General features: G+C 73.6%; 12 protein-coding genes. 10 read left to right on the top strand and 2 right to left on the bottom strand.

Annotation, left to right across the window (positions count from 1 at the left end):
• Position 1 precedes the first annotated feature (1 nt).
• Positions 2–1,648 (bottom strand): AMP-binding protein, encoded by a 1,647-nt coding sequence (locus tag ACODT5_RS12400; RefSeq protein WP_422519220.1) that lies wholly within the window; start codon positions 1,646–1,648, stop codon positions 2–4.
• Between the two features lie 162 nt (positions 1,649–1,810).
• Between ACODT5_RS12400 and ACODT5_RS12395 the strand changes: the two genes are divergently transcribed.
• The 3 genes from ACODT5_RS12395 to ACODT5_RS12385 all read left to right on the top strand — a co-directional run bounded on the left by ACODT5_RS12395 (position 1,811) and on the right by ACODT5_RS12385 (position 3,988).
• Entirely contained in the window at positions 1,811–3,007 is a 1,197-nt protein-coding gene (locus ACODT5_RS12395) for an acyl-CoA dehydrogenase family protein (protein WP_422519219.1), read from the top strand.
• Positions 3,004–3,402: a RidA family protein gene (locus ACODT5_RS12390; protein ID WP_422519218.1), complete on the top strand. Its 399-nt coding sequence runs from the start codon at positions 3,004–3,006 to the stop codon at positions 3,400–3,402. The genes ACODT5_RS12395 and ACODT5_RS12390 overlap by 4 nt, the downstream gene beginning before the upstream one ends.
• Before the next feature lie 181 nt (positions 3,403–3,583).
• A complete protein-coding gene (locus ACODT5_RS12385; protein WP_422519217.1) occupies positions 3,584–3,988 on the top strand; it encodes a hypothetical protein in 405 nt (134 codons plus the stop codon).
• A gap of 81 nt (positions 3,989–4,069) precedes the next feature.
• Here the strand turns inward: ACODT5_RS12385 and ACODT5_RS12380 are convergent, their stop codons facing one another.
• Complete coding sequence (locus ACODT5_RS12380; RefSeq protein ID WP_422519216.1) at positions 4,070–5,461, bottom strand: aminopeptidase P family protein; 1,392 nt, start codon at positions 5,459–5,461, stop codon at positions 4,070–4,072.
• Between the two features lie 207 nt (positions 5,462–5,668).
• Here ACODT5_RS12380 and ACODT5_RS12375 point away from each other — a divergent pair, with 207 nt between their 5' ends.
• The 7 genes from ACODT5_RS12375 to ACODT5_RS12345 all read left to right on the top strand — a co-directional run bounded on the left by ACODT5_RS12375 (position 5,669) and on the right by ACODT5_RS12345 (position 14,821).
• Complete coding sequence (locus ACODT5_RS12375) at positions 5,669–8,143, top strand: collagenase (protein ID WP_422519215.1); 2,475 nt, start codon at positions 5,669–5,671, stop codon at positions 8,141–8,143.
• Between the two features lie 48 nt (positions 8,144–8,191).
• Positions 8,192–9,349: an NAD(P)/FAD-dependent oxidoreductase gene (locus tag ACODT5_RS12370; RefSeq protein WP_422519214.1), complete on the top strand. Its 1,158-nt coding sequence runs from the start codon at positions 8,192–8,194 to the stop codon at positions 9,347–9,349.
• 654 nt (positions 9,350–10,003) lie between these two features.
• The gene (locus tag ACODT5_RS12365; RefSeq protein WP_422519213.1) at positions 10,004–10,339 is read left to right on the top strand and encodes a (2Fe-2S)-binding protein; all 336 of its coding nucleotides are present in this window, start codon (positions 10,004–10,006) and stop codon (positions 10,337–10,339) included.
• Entirely contained in the window at positions 10,320–11,741 is a 1,422-nt protein-coding gene (locus tag ACODT5_RS12360) for an FAD/NAD(P)-dependent oxidoreductase (RefSeq protein WP_422519212.1), read from the top strand. Before ACODT5_RS12365 ends, ACODT5_RS12360 begins: the two co-directional genes overlap by 20 nt.
• An 87-nt stretch (positions 11,742–11,828) precedes the next feature.
• Entirely contained in the window at positions 11,829–12,758 is a 930-nt protein-coding gene (locus tag ACODT5_RS12355; protein ID WP_422519211.1) for a dihydrodipicolinate synthase family protein, read from the top strand.
• 27 nt (positions 12,759–12,785) lie between these two features.
• Positions 12,786–13,790, top strand: coding sequence for a proline racemase family protein (locus ACODT5_RS12350; protein ID WP_422519210.1), 1,005 nt, complete (start codon positions 12,786–12,788; stop codon positions 13,788–13,790).
• Entirely contained in the window at positions 13,787–14,821 is a 1,035-nt protein-coding gene (locus tag ACODT5_RS12345) for a proline racemase family protein (RefSeq protein ID WP_422519209.1), read from the top strand. Before ACODT5_RS12350 ends, ACODT5_RS12345 begins: the two co-directional genes overlap by 4 nt.
• The last annotated feature ends 22 nt before the right edge of the window (positions 14,822–14,843 follow it).

The raw sequence follows: 14,843 nt of genomic DNA, 5'->3' as shown, positions 1-14,843 counted from the left end.
TTCACTCTAATTCGTGTGCCTGACCGGGGCCGCCCTGATCGCGGAGCCGGAAGCGCTGCAGCTTGCCCGTCGCCGTCCGGGGCAGGGACGGCAGGAAGACGAAGGTGCGCGGGCACTTGTGCGGGGCGAGCTCGGTCCGCATGAAGGTGCGCAGGGCGTCCTCCGTGAGGACGGAGCCCTCCCGGGGGACCGTGTACGCGACCACGATCTGCCCGCGCCGCTCGTCCGGGCGGCCGACCACGGCCACTTCCAGGACGTCGGGGTGGCGCAGCAGGGCCTCCTCGACCTCCGGGCCCGCGATGTTGTACCCCGCCGAGATGATCATGTCGTCGGCCCGGGCCACGTAGCGGAAATAGCCCTCGGCGTCCCGGACGTAGGTGTCGCCCGTGAGGTTCCAGCCGTCCCGTACGTACTCGCCCTGCCGCGGGTCCGCCAGGTAGCGGCAGCCCACCGGGCCCCGTACGGCCAGCAGCCCCGGCACCTCGTCCGCGACCGGCAGCCCCGCCTGGTCCACCACCCGGGCCTCCCAGCCCGGCACCACGCGGCCCGTCGTACCGGGCCGGATGTCCTCGTCGGCCGCCGAGATGAAGATGTGCAGCAGCTCGGTGGCGCCGATCCCGTTGATGATGCGCAGGCCCGTGCGCTCGTACCAGGCCTGCCAGGTGGCGGCCGGCAGGTTCTCGCCCGCCGAGACGCAGCGGCGCAGCGCGGAGAGGTCGTAGGCGCCCGTGTCGTACGGGCCCAGCGTGTCCAGCATCGACCGGTACGCGGTGGGCGCGGTGAACAGCACGGACACCCGGTGCTCGGCCAGCGCGGGCAGCAGCCGGCGCGGGGAGCCGTCCGCCAGCAGCAGCGCCGAGGCGCCGGCCCGCAGCGGGAAGACCACCAGACCGCCGAGGCCGAAGGTGAAGCCGAGCGGCGGACTGCCCGCGAAGACGTCCTCGGGGCGGGGACGCAGCACCTCCCGGGAGAAGGTGTCGGCCACCGCGAGCAGATCGCGGTGGAAGTGCATGCAGCCCTTGGGGCGCCCGGTGGTGCCCGAGGTGAAGGCGATCAGCGCCACGTCGTCGGCGGAGGTCTCCACCGCCGGGAAGGGGTCGGGATGCCGCTCCGCCAGGCGCAGCAGGTCGTCCGGGTCCGCGCCGCCGTACGCGGTGATCCGCAGACCCGGCACCCCGGCCTTCACCAGGTCGTCCACCACCTCCGCCTCGCACAGGGCGTGGCTCACCCGGGCCATCGAGCACACCGTGGCCAGCTCCTGCGCACGCTGCTGGGCCAGGACGGTGACGGCCACCGCGCCCGCCTTCATCACCGCCAGCCAGCACGCGGCGAGCCAGGGGCCGGTCGGGCCGCGCAGGAGCACCCGGTTGCCGGGGACCACACCGAGGTCGGAGGTGAGGACGTGCGCGAGCCGGTCCACGCGGGCGTGCAGCTCCCCGTACGACCACACCGTGCCGTCCGCGCCGCGGAAGGCGGGGCGGTCGGGGCCCAGCCGGGCGATGGTGGCGTCGAGCAGCTCCACGCCGCAGTTGAGCCGGTCGGGGTAGGCCAGAGCGGGGAGTTCGAAGAGCAGCCGCGGCCAGGCGTGCGCGGGCGGCAGATGGTCGCGCGCGAAAGTGTCTCGGTGAGCGGAAGGCTTGAGCTCCAAGGCGGGTTCGCCCCCTTGCGACGGCCCGCGCCCCGGGTGGGGGCCGGACCCTGCGTATGGACTGTGGACCGAAGTGGAAGAGCCGGGCCGTGCGAACGCAGCACGAGCGTATCGTCATGGTGACGGTAGTCAACAGGACGCGATAGAGGCTGGGGCATACGGATGACCCGATTCACGGGATTCGCGCTCGGGGTGGACCAGGAGGAGTGGTGCGCGCGGCTGCGCGCACTGGCGGCGGAGCGGCTGCGGCCGCTGGCGGAGAAGGGGGAACCGGGCCGGGTCAACCGGCCGCTGCTCGCCGCACTCGGCGAAGAGGGGCTGCTGGGGCGGGTGTTCACCTCGGGCGCGCTGGAGTTGTGCCTGCTGCGCGAATCCCTCGCCTACGGCTGCACAGAGGCGGAGACGGCCCTCGCCCTCCAGGGGCTGGGCGCCTACCCGGTGCTGCGTTCGGGCAGCGACGCGCAGCGCGAGCGCTGGCTGCCCGGGGTGCGGGCCGGGCGCACGGTGGCGGCCTTCGCGCTGAGCGAGCCGGGGGCCGGCTCGGACGCGGGGGCGCTGGCGCTCGAAGCGGTGGCCGAGGGGGGCGTCGGCGCCGGGGGCTGGCGGCTCAGCGGGGAGAAGTGCTGGATCTCCAACGCCCCCGAGGCCGATTTCTACACCGTCTTCGCCCGCACCGGCGAGGGCCCGGGGGCCAAGGGGGTCAGCGCCTTCCTGGTCCCGGCGGACCGGCCGGGGCTCTCGGGGGAGCCCCTCGACATGCTCTCCCCGCACCCGATCGGCGCGCTCGCCTTCGACGGCGTCCCGGTCGGCCCGGCCGACCTGCTGGGGGAGCCGGGCCGGGGCTTCAAGGTGGCCATGGACACCCTGAACCTCTTCCGCCCCAGCGTGGGCGCCTTCGCCGTCGGCATGGCCAGGGCCGCCCTGGACGCGACGGTGGCGCACACGGCCGCCCGTACCGCCTTCGGCGGGGTACTGGGCGACCTGCAGGCCGTGGCGCACCGGGTGGCCGAGATGGCCACCCGGACCGAGGCGGCCCGGCTCCTCGTGTACGCGGCGGCGGAGGCCTACGACGCGGACGCGCGCTCCCCGCAGGTGCCGCGGCGGGCGGCCATGGCGAAGCTGCTGGCCACCGAGACGGCCCAGTACGTCGTCGACCACGCGGTACAGCTGCACGGTGCGGCCGCCCTGCGCCGGGGCCACCTGCTGGAGCACCTGTACCGGGAGGTGCGGGCGCCGAGGATCTACGAGGGGGCGAGCGAGGTGCAGCGCACGATCATCGCCAAGGAGCTCTACCGGGAGGCGCGGGAGAGTGCTGCGATGCAGGAGGAGCGGGAGATGCGGGAGGTGGGGGAAGCATGAGTCCGGAGCGGATCAACCCGGAGGAGCTGTCCCCGGCGACGGGCTTCTCGCACGCCGTCGTCGCGAGCGGGAGCCGGCTGGTGTTCCTGGCCGGGCAGACGGCGCTCGACGGGGCGGGGAAGGTGGTGGGAGAGGCGCTGCCGCAGCAGTTCGAGCGGGCGCTGGCGAACCTGCTGGCCGCGCTGGCGGCGGCGGGCGGCTCGCCGTCCGATCTGGCGCGGGTCACCGTCTACGCCGTGGACGTGGCCGACTACCGGGCCTGCGTCGCCGAACTGGGCCGGATCTGGCGCCGGTTGGCGGGCCGGGAGTATCCGGCGATGGCGGTCGTGGGCGTGGTCCGGCTGTGGGACGAGGCGGCGCTGGTCGAGCTGGACGGGCTGGCGGTGCTCCCGTAGGCCTTTTCGCTGGTGAGCGCGGGTGCCTTTGACAGTGGGCAAGGGAGGGGGGAGGGTGGAATTGGCTCATAACGGAGTAATCCGGACCAAATCAACCCTTCATTCTCGGAGGTGTATGACTATGCGCCGTGGGTTCATTGCGGCAGCCGTGGCAGGGGCCGCCGGGATCACACTCGGCCTGATGCCGGTCAGCAGTGCCTTTGCCTCGGGTCTGCCGCAGACGTACGACCGGTGTTCCGACTGGCGCGGGAACGAGTGGCGCGGGGACGGCTGGTGGCGCGACTGCTGCGACCCCTCCCGCGGTAACGACCGTCCCAGCTGGTGCTGGGACAACAGCAACTGGGACAACGACAGTTGGAACGGCAACTGGCACAACAGCAACTGGAGCAACGACAACTGGGACCACGACAACTGGAACCACGACAACTGGAACCACGACAACTGGAACGACAACGACAGTTGGAACCGCGACCGCGACAACGGCAACTGGAACCACGACAACGGCAACAACTGGCGTGACGGTGGCGGCGGCGGGAACGGTGGCGGCGGCTGGAACGACGGCGGCTACCGCAACGGGAACAACTGACGACTGACTGACTGACTGGCTGGCCGGCGCGAGGCCCGGGCGCGGTGAACCGCGCCGGGGCCCGCCCCGTTCCGCGGCCCGCTAGCGGTCGCCGCCCTCCAGCAGGTTCCCCATCCATTCCTCGATGCCCGCCACCGTGCGCGGCAGGGCGCCCGACATCAGCCGGGCGCCCTCGGCCGTGATCACCAGGTCGTCCTCGATGCGGACGCCGATGCCGCGCAGCTCCGGCGGGAGGGTCTCGTCGTCGGGCTGGAGGTAGAGCCCCGGCTCCACGGTGAGGACCTGGCCCTCTTCCAGGACCCCGTCCAGGTATGTGTCCGCGCGCGCCTGGGCGCAGTCGTGCACGTCCAGCCCGAGCATGTGCCCGCTGCTGCACAGGGTGTAGCGCCGGTGCAGATCGCCCTCGGCGTTCTTGAGCACCCCCCACTCCGCGAGCCCCTCCGCGATCACCCGCATCCCGGCTCGGTGGAAGTCGCGGAAGCTCGCGCCCGGCCGCAGCGCCGCCATGCCCGCGTCCTGCGCGGCCAGGACCAGTTCGTAGACCTGGCGCTGGACGGGGGAGAACCGGCCGGACAGCGGGAGGGTGCGGGTGACGTCCGCCGTGTAGAGGCCGTCGGTCTCCACGCCCGCGTCCATCAGGAGCAGGTCGCTCGCGTTCAGCCGGCCGTCGTTGCGGATCCAGTGCAGCACGCAGGCGTGCGCGCCCGACGCGGCGATCGTGTCGTAGCCGGTGCCGTTGCCCTCGGCGCGGGCGCGGCGGTTGAAGACCCCCTCGATCCACCGCTCGCCGCGCGGGTGGGCCAGGGCGCGCGGGAGGTCCCGTACGACGTCCTCGAACCCGGCGGTGGTGTGGTCGACGGCGAGCTGCAGCTCGGCCACCTCCCAGGCGTCCTTGACCAGGCGCAGTTCGGAGAGGGCGACGGCGAGCTCCGGGTCCGCGGCGGCATTGCGGCCCGTCGGGGAGCCCAGCGCGTCCAGGTGGGCGCAGCGGATGCCGGAGAGCCGCTCCGCCTCCGCGAGGTCGGGGCGGCGGCCGACCCAGAACTCCCCGTAGCGGCGGTCGCGGTAGAACTCCTCGTTGCCGCCGGTGCGCGGCGAGCGCGGGCGCAGGTAGAGGACGGCCTCGTGCCCGTTCGGGCCGGCCGGTTCCAGGACCAGGACGTGGCCGACCTGGTCCTCGCCGGTGAGTCCGGTCAGCCAGGCGTACGCGCTGTGCGGGCGGAAGCGGTAGTCGCAGTCGTGGCTGCGGACCTTCAGCTCGCCCGCGGGGATGATCAGGCGCTCCCCGGGGAAGCGCGCGGAGAGCCGTGCGCGGCGGGCCGGGGTGACGGCGTACGAGGGGACGCGCGTGGCGTCCAGCAGCGGGGAGGCCGCCCAGTCCGACGCCATGAAGCGGGACAACTCGGCTGACACCGGCAGGTCGTGACTGCCGATGTTGAGCCCGGTGGTGGGGCGGGAGGGGGTGTCGGTCACAGGGGCTCCCTCAAGAAGATGCGAACTGGTGGGCGCACAGGTCTTGTCAGTGCAATTTCACATTACTATGTTACAGCTCACATCGCGCCCCCTTGATTCCCGCCCGATCCCCGTCGAACGCCGCGTGAAGCAGGGCAGTTCCGCACCTTTCGCGCCTTCCGCACCTTTCGCGCCTTCCTCACCGCCCCTCCCAGCCAGGAGTCCTTGGTGTCCCAGCACAGAGTCGTGCGCTCGTCCCTCCTCTCGGCCGCCGTCACGGTCACCCTCCTCGCCACGGCGGGCCAGGCCGGGACCCAGGCCGCCGGGGCCGGCGCCCGCGCCGACGCTCCGGGTGCCACCGCGCCGGGCACCTTCGCCGGCTCCACTGCGGCTCCCCTCGGCGGCGCCCCGGGCGCCGAGGCCGGTGCGAACCCGTTCGACGAGGTCGAGCACCTCGCCGACGCGCGGCGGGCGACCCCCGCGCCGGCCCCGGCTCCGGGCGGGCAGAGCGCGGGCGGCCCGGCCGTCACCGACGGCAAGGTACCCGGCGCCGTCACCGCGCCCGACGCCGCGTCCGCCACCGCGCCCGACGCCGCCTCCGCCACCGCGCCCGGCGCCCGGCCCGCCCCCAAGAGCGGCAGGCTCCCCGCCTCCGGCGCCCGGGGCACGGCCGCGGGCGTCCCCTGCACCCTCGACGGGATCACCGGGCTCGCCCCGGAGCAGTTCGCCGACTTCCTCGCCGACCCGGCCGTCACCGCGGCCAAGGGCGGCTGCCTCTCCGGCCTCATCTGGACCTGGGACGCCCGCCTGGCCCCCGTCATGTCGGACGCCCACGTGCAGGCCGTCTCCCGCCGGATATCCGGCCTGGCCGCCTCCCACGACGGCCTGAACTCCTCCCACCTGGAGGAGATGTTCACCTACCTGCACGCCGTGGCCTACCACGACCACTCCCGCGCCGAGATCGACGTCACCGACGCCCCCACCGTCGACGCCATGCGCCAGGCCATCGCCGCCTTCGCGGGCGCCGCCCGCAGCTTCGACGCCACCGGCTCCAACGCCCGCACCCTGCGCGAGGCCCTCTACGCCGGCAGCGCCCCCGGTCTGCGCCACCACCAGCTCGGCCTGATCGGGCGGGTCCTGGCCACCATGGATCCGTCGCACGCCGCTACGCACCTGGACCCCGCCTGGGCGGGCGCGGCGCTCGCGGCCCTCTCCGTCAACTACCTCGGCGTGTCCAACAACGACACCGCGTTCCACGCGGCGGCCGCCGCCGACGCCCCGTACCGCGCCGCCTTCAAGAACTTCGCGACCTACGCCCACCTCAAGGGCACCGCGAACGCCTGGGTGGCGCGCGACGCCATCGCCGAGTTCGGCCGCTTCGGCCAGATCGCGGGGCTGAAGGACGCCGTCACCGCCGACCTCGGCGCGCTCCTGGCCCCGGCCCGGGCCGCCTTCGGCGACGGCAGCGAGCCGTGGGCCAAGGCCGTCTCCTGGCTCAACTTCTACCAGGCCTGCAAGCCGTACGGGGTCTGCAAGGAGGACATCGAGCGGGAGCTCTTCCCGAACACCTACACGTACGACGGCGGCGCCATCAAGGTCCGCACCGCCCTCGACCGGGCCACCGTCGACCAGCTCTACTACGCGAGCAAGCAGGTCAAGACCCAGTACCACCGGGTCGTGGGCGCCGACCAGCCGATCGCCGGGGACGCCAACACCACCCTGAACATCGTGCTCTACGCCTCCCGCGCCGACTACGTGAACTACCACCCGGTCCTCACCGGCTACGGCACCAACAACGGCGGCATCTACATCGAGAACGGCGCCACCTTCTACACCTACCAGCGCCGCGTCCCCGAGGACTCCCAGCTCACCCTGGAAGAGCTCTTCCGCCACGAGTACGTGCACTACCTCAACGGCCGCTTCGCCGTCCCGGGCACCTTCGGCCAGGGCGCCTGGTACCAGGGCGACCGTACGACCTCCATGGACGAGGGCACCGCCGAGTTCTTCGACGGCGCGACCCGCGACAACGGCATCGCCGTGCGCAAGTCCCTGATCAAGAGCATCATCAAGGACACGGCGGGCGGCGGCCCGCGCATGTCGGTGGACCAGCTCCTGCATGCCACGTACGCCAACGACGGCTTCCGCTTCTACGGCTATTCGGGCGCCTTCTTCGAGTTCCTGTGGACCGAGCAGCCCTCGAAGCTGCGGGAGATGTACGGGTACCTGCGGGCCGACGACCCGGCGGGCTTCGACGCCTGGCGGAGCCGGATGGGCCGGGACGCGGCCGTCCAGAGCGGCTACGACCGGTTCCTGGACGCCCAGATCGCCAAGGTCGACCAGCTGTTCGTGCCGAACACCTCCTTCACCCCGAACGCGCAGCTGCGCGACGCGGTGCTCGCGGACGTGAAGTCCACCTTCGCGACGGCCACGTACAACACCCCGGACTGCGTGGAGAACGGCGAGTCGGGCAAGCGCCGGTTCACCTGTACCGGCAGGATCACCGCGAACCTGAAGGACTGGCGCAGCGACGACCAGAACTTCAAGGACATGTCCGAGACGGTCGACTACTTCATCCTGGACCGGGCGGGCGCGGCCTCGAACAACCTGGCCGACATGAACTGCTCCTTCGGCGCGCTGGACATCTGGACCAACCGGGTGGCGGGTACGTCGAGTTACAGCTGCGAGGGTCCGCTGCGCGGCTGACCTCGACCGGCCCTGTTCCCTCTCAGAGATATGTGACATATTACTGCCGTGCCCAGACATTCCCCGTCCCCGGACCTCGTGATCATCGGCGCCGGCGTCGTCGGAGCCGCGTGCGCGTACTACGCGGCGCGCGCCGGACTCCGCGTGGCCGTCGTCGACCGCGGCCCGGTCGCCGGCGGCACCACCGGCGCCGGCGAAGGCAACCTCCTCGTCTCCGACAAGGAGGCCGGCCCCGAGCTGGACCTCGCGCTGCTGTCGGCCCGGCTCTGGCGCGAGCTCGCGCTCGAACTCCCGAGGGAGATCGAGTACGAGGCCAAGGGCGGCCTGGTCGTCGCCGCGTCCGAGGCCACGGTGAAGGCTTTGAGGGGCTTCGCGGACGGCCAGCGGGCGGCCGGGGTCGACGCGGTCGAGGTGGGAGCGGGGGAGCTGCGCGAACTGGAGCCCCACCTCGCGCCGGACCTGGCGGGCGGCTTCTTCTACCCGCAGGACGCCCAGGTCCAGCCGGCCCAGGCCGCGGCGCGGCTGCTGGCGGCGGCGCCGGGCGTGGAGGTCCACCTCGGGGAAGAGGTCACGGAGCTGCTCCGCGGCCCGGCGGGCGAGCTGCGCGGCGTCCGTACGGCCCGCCGCGACCTCCTCGCCCCGGCCGTGCTCAACGCGGCCGGCACCTGGGGCGCAGCGGTGGCCGAGCTGGCCGGAGTCGGCCTTCCGGTGCTGCCCCGGCGGGGGTTCGTCCTGGTGACGGAGCCGCTGCCGAGGGTGGTGCGGCACAAGGTCTACGCCGCGGACTACATCGCGGACGTCGCGAGCGGGTCGGCGTCGCTGCAGTCCTCGGCGGTGGTCGAGGGCACTCCGGCGGGGCCGGTCCTGATCGGCGCCACGCGTGAACGGGTGGGCTTCGACCGGTCGCTGTCGACGGAGGCGCTGCGGCGGCTGGCGGCGCAGACGGCTGCTCTCTTCCCGGTCCTGGCCGACGTGCGCGTGCTGCGGACCTATCACGGCTTCCGGCCGTACCTGCCGGACCATCTTCCGGCGATCGGGCCGGACCCGCGGGTGCCGGGGCTGTTCCATGCCTGTGGGCACGAGGGGGCGGGGATCGGGCTGGCGCCGGGGACGGGGGCGCTGATCGCGGGGTTCCTGACGGGGGAGGCCCCTGTCCTGGACCCGGCGCCCTTCGCGCCGGCCCGTTTCGCGGAGGCCCCGCGATGAGGGGTGACCGGGTGCGGCACCGCTCCCGGGGACCAGTCCCCGGACCCCTGCGCCTCAAACGCCGGCGGGGCTGGGGTGTGGTGGGGGTCGGTTTGTACGTGCGGGTGGTTGCGGGGCGGGGCTGCGGGTGGGCCGGTGCCGGGGGCGGGGTGGGGTGTCGGCCTGGACTGCATGATTTAGGCGCCCCCTGCTCTACTCCGACAAGGCGCGGCCTGTTCCCGCGCCACAAATCACGCTTTACGTCCAGTCCGACACCCCACCCCGCCCCCGTCCCCGGCCCGGCGCCGCCACCAACGTGCCCGACCGGGCGAGAATCCAGCCCCGCCGGTGGTGGGGCTTTCAGGCTCGGGTGTTTGGCGCGCGGGGGCTCTTCAGCCGCCGGGGTTTGATCTTTTAGCCGTCCGGCGTTTGAGGACCGGGGTCTGGGGCGGAGCCCCAGGTTCTTTCAGCCCGTCCGGCGTTTGAGGACCGGGTCAGGGCCGGCCCTGGGAACGGTGGAAGGGCGGGTCGGGGACTCCGCCCCGCGCAGCGGCACGGGTCGCAGCGGGGACTTTGCCCCGCGCAGCGGCAAGGGGTGCTGTGGGGGCTTTGCCCCGTAGGGCAACCGTGGTGCGGAACGTGTACCGAGTTACAGGAACGAGGAGGACGGAAGCGATGAGCGGAGCTACGAGGGGGCGGCGGAGGTCGCCCCGCGATCTGGTGGGCGGGACCCCGATGGAAAGCTGGAGCCTCCGCTTCGACGACCGCGAACTGCCGGCCCAGTCCGGCCAGAGCATCGCCGCCGTCCTCTGGTCCGCCGGCATCCTCGCCTGGCGCACCACCCGCGAAACCTCCGCCCCCCGCGGAGCGTTCTGCGGCATCGGCAGCTGCTACGACTGCCTCGTCACCGTCAACGGCCGCCCGAACCAGCGTGCGTGCCTCGTCCCCGCCCGCCCGGGCGACCACGTCACCACCCAGGAAGGGACCGGCCGTGACGACCTCGCCGTCTGACTCCCGGGCCGCCGACCTCGCCGTCGTCGGCGCCGGCCCCGCCGGCCTCGCCGCCGCGGTCATGGCCGCCGGCCTGGGCCTGCGCGTCGTCCTGCTCGACGCGGGGGAGCGCCCCGGCGGGCAGTACTACCGCCACCCCGCGCCCGGACTCGGCGCGGCCCGTCCCGAGGCCCTGCATCACGGATGGGCGGACTTCGCCTCGCGCGAAGCCGCCCTGCGGGCCCATGTGTCGGCCGGCCGGGTCACGTACCTGCCGTACCACCACGTCTGGACGGTGATCCCGGAAGGCGGTGGCCCCGCCTGGACCCTGCACGCCGTCGCCGGGCCCGACGAGGCGCCCGCCACGGTCCGGGCCCGCGCCGTCCTGATCGCCACCGGTGCCTACGAGCGCCAGCTCCCCTTCCCCGGCTGGACCCTGCCCGGGGTCGTCGGGGCCGGCGGGGCGCAGGCCATGCTCAAGGGCGGGCTCGTCCTCCCCGGCAGCCGGGTCGTCGTTGCCGGGAGCGGGCCGCTGCTGCTCGCCGTGGCCGGCTCGCTCGCCGCCGCCGGAGCGCGGGTGCCCGCTGTCGTGGAGGCCGCCGCGTACACCGGCTACGCGCACCACGTCCCCGCCCTGCTCCGCAACCCCGGCAAGCTCGCCGAAGGCGCCACGTACGGCGGGGCGCTGCTTCGCCACGGGGTGCGCCTGCTCACCCGGCACGCCGTCACCGAGGCCCACGGCGCCGACCGGGTCGAGGCCGTCACCGTGGCCCGCCTCGACCGGGACTGGCGCCCGGTCCCCGGCACCGCCCGCCGCATCCCCTGCGACGCCGTGGCCGTCGGCCACGGACTGGTGCCGCAGTTGGAGCTGGCCACCGGTCTCGGCTGCGCGACCCTCCCGAGCCCGGACGCCACCGTCGCCCTGGAACTGGACGCGGAGCAGCGCACCTCGGTCCCCGGGGTCTGGTCCGCGGGGGAGACCGGCGGAATCGGGGGAGCTCAGCTGGCCCTGGTCGAGGGTGAGATCGCCGCCCATTCGGTCGCGGGGCGGCCGGTTCCGGTGCGGCTCGTGCGTACGCGTACGAGGCTGCGCGCGTTCGCCGCCGCGATGGCCGGCGCCCACCGCCCGGGCCCCGGCTGGACCGGCTGGCTGCGGGAGGACACCGACGTGTGCCGGTGCGAGGAGGTCCCGGCGGGCCGGATCCGGGAGGCCGTCGAAGACCTGGGGGCGCGGGACGCCCGTACGGTCAAACTCCTCACCCGGGCAGGGATGGGCTGGTGTCAGGGCCGGATGTGCGGGCCGGCCGTCGCCGCCCTCGCCGGGACCGATCCCGCCCCCGACCGCAGGCCGCTGTCCTGCCCGGTTCCGCTCCGGCACCTCGCCGCACTCCCCGCGGAACCGCTTTCCCCCGAACTTCCCTGACGGGACCACCGACAGGGCGGCCGCACCTCTTGTGGCCAGGTCACACCCACTAGTAAAATGTCACACATCACCCTAGGGAGCACTCTCATGACCCACGCGCACACCCCCGCGCCCGCCGCTGCGGACACCCGTACCCGCCCTTGGCACGGCATCATGGTCGCCACCACCCTGCCCCTGCGGGAAGACCTGAGCGTCGACCACGACGCCTACGCCGAACACGTGGCCTGGCTGATCGCCAACGGCTGCGACGGCGTCGTCCCCAACGGCTCCCTCGGCGAGTACCAGACCCTCACCGACGAGGAGCGTGCCGCCGTGGTCCGCACCGCCGTCGAGGCCGCCGGCGACGGTGCCCGCGTGATGCCGGGAGTCGCCGCCTACGGCAGCGCCGAATCCCGCCGCTGGGCCGAGCAGGCCGCCGAGGCCGGCTGTGGATCCGTACTCCTGCTGCCGCCGAACGCCTTCCGGGCCGACGCGGACACCGTGCGCGCCCACTACGCCGAGGTCGCCCGCGTCGGCGTGCCCGTGGTGGCGTACAACAACCCCATCGACACCAAGGTGGACCTCGTCCCGGCCCTGCTGGCCCGGCTGCACGCCGACGGCTCCATCGTCGCCGTCAAGGAGTTCAGCGGCGACGTGCGGCGGGCTTATGAGATCGCCGAACTGGCCCCGGGGCTCGATCTGCTGATCGGCGCCGATGACGTGCTGCTCGAGCTGGCCCTGGCCGGTGCGGTCGGCTGGATCGCCGGTTACCCCAACGCGCTCCCGCAGGCCTGCTCCACCCTCTACCGCGCCGCCGTCGCGGGAGACCTCGACACCGCCCTGCCGCTCTACAAGTCCTTGCACTCCCTGCTGCGCTGGGACTCCAAGACCGAGTTCGTCCAGGCCATCAAGCTCTCCATGGACCTGGCCGGCCGCCCCGGCGGTCCGACCCGCCCGCCGCGCTTCCCGCTCACCGGCGACATCGAGGCCGGCGTCCGCGCCGCCACCGAGAAGGCGCTCGCCGAGGGCCTCAACTAACCCAGTCCGAAGTCCTAGGGGGACTTGATGCGCACTCGAAACGTCTACCACGCGGTGGACTCGCACACCGAGGGCATGCCCACCCGGGTGATCACCGGGGGAGTCGGGGTGATCCCCGGCGCCACCATGGCCGACAAGCGGCTCCACTTCATCGAGCACCTGGACCACCTCCGGACCCTGCTCATGTACGAGCCGCGCGGCCACTCCGCGATGAGCGGCGCCATCCTGCAGCCCCCGACCCGCCCCGACGCCGACTTCGGCGTCCTCTACATCGAGGTGTCGGGCCTGCTCCCCATGTGCGGGCACGGCACCATCGGGGTCGCCACCGTCCTGGTGGAGACCGGCATGGTCCCCGTCGTCGAGCCGGTCACCACCGTCCGGCTCGACACCCCGGCCGGGCTCGTCAGCGTGGCCGTCCGCGTCGAGGACGGGGCGGCCACCGCCGCCACCTTCACCAACGTCCCGGCCTTCTGCGTCGGCCTCGACCTCAAGGCCGAGGTCCCCGGATACGGCACGGTCACCTACGACCTCGCCTACGGCGGCAACTTCTACGCCTTCGTCGAACTCGACGCGCTGGGCCTGCCCTTCGACCGGGAGCGCGGGGACGACCTGCTCGCCGCCGGCCTGGGCGTCATGGAGGCGATCAACGCCTCCCCGGACCGGCCCGTCCACCCCGAGAACCCCTCCATCGCCGGGGTCAAGCACGTCTACCTCGCCGCCCCCGGCTCCGACGCCCGCCGCTCCCGGCACGCGATGGCCATCCACCCCGGCTGGTTCGACCGCTCGCCGTGCGGTACGGGAACCAGCGCCCGCATGGCGCAGCTGCACGCCCGGGGGCAGCTGGCGCTGGACACGGACTTCGTCAACGAGTCCTTCATCGGCACCGAGTTCACCGGCCGCCTCGTAGCCGAGACCACGGTCGGCGGCCGGCCGGCCCTCGTGCCCACCGTGACCGGCCGGGCCTGGATCACCGGCACGGCCCAGTACTTCCTCGACCCGTCCGACCCGTTCCCCGGAGGGTTCCTCCTGTGACCGCCGTCGTACGAACCGTGGACTACCACACCGCCGGCGAGCCCTTCCGCATCGTCGATCTCACCACCGGCGGCGCCCCGCCCGTGCCCGGGGACACCGTCGCCGAGCGCTGCGCCACCGCCATCGGACCGGGGGGATCGGGCACGGCCCCCCGGCGCGGCGCCCTGGACGACGTACGGCGGCTCCTCGTGCAGGAGCCGCGCGGGCACGCGGGGATGTACGGGGGCTTCGTGGTCCCGCCCGACGACGACGGGGCCCACTTCGGGGTGCTGTTCTGGCACAAGGACGGCTACTCCACCGCATGCGGCCACGGCACCATGGCGCTGGGCGCCTGGGCCGTGGACACCGGCCGGGTCGCCGCCCCGGACGACGGAGACGTCCAGGTGCGCATCGACGTGCCCTCGGGACGGGTCGCCGCGACCGTGCACCGCACCGGGGGCCGCACCACCGGGGTCACCTTCCGCAACGTCCCGGCCCGCACCAGCGCCCGCAAGGTGCCCGTCGCCACCACCCTGGGCATGGCCGAGGTGGACATCGCGCACGCCGGTGCCTGCTACGCCTCCCTGCCCGCCCGGGACCTCGGCCTCGACGTGACCCTGGCCTCCCTGCCCGAGCTCGTGCGCGCCGGGAAGGAGATCCGGGCCGCCCTCGCCACCCACCCCGGGACCTGGCACCCGGACGGGCCGCTGCTCTCCGGGGTGTACGGGGTGACCCTCTACGAGGAGCTCCCCGACACCCCCTTCGGGCCGCACCAGCGCAACGTCACCGTCTTCGCCGACGGGCAGATCGACCGCTCTCCCTGCGGTTCCGGCACCTCGGCACGGCTCGCGCTGCTGGCCGAGGACGGGCGGCTCGGGGACGGGGAGGACCTGCTGCACGAGTCGGTCGTGGGCACGGTGTTCACCGGCCGTGTCGCCGCGCGGGTGGCCGACGGGGTGGTCACGGAGGTCACCGGTACGGCGTACCGCACCGGTGAGCACCTCTTCTCGGCCGACCCGCAGGACGCGCTCGGCACCGGGTTCCTGTTGTGATCCCCCAGCTGTCGGGCGCCGA

Origin of the sequence: Streptomyces tatrensis (assembly GCF_049310065.1) — a bacterium.
GTDB lineage: Bacteria > Actinomycetota > Actinomycetes > Streptomycetales > Streptomycetaceae > Streptomyces.
Note: the sequence above shows the minus strand (reverse complement) of the source record. Positions and strands in the feature narration are given on the sequence as shown.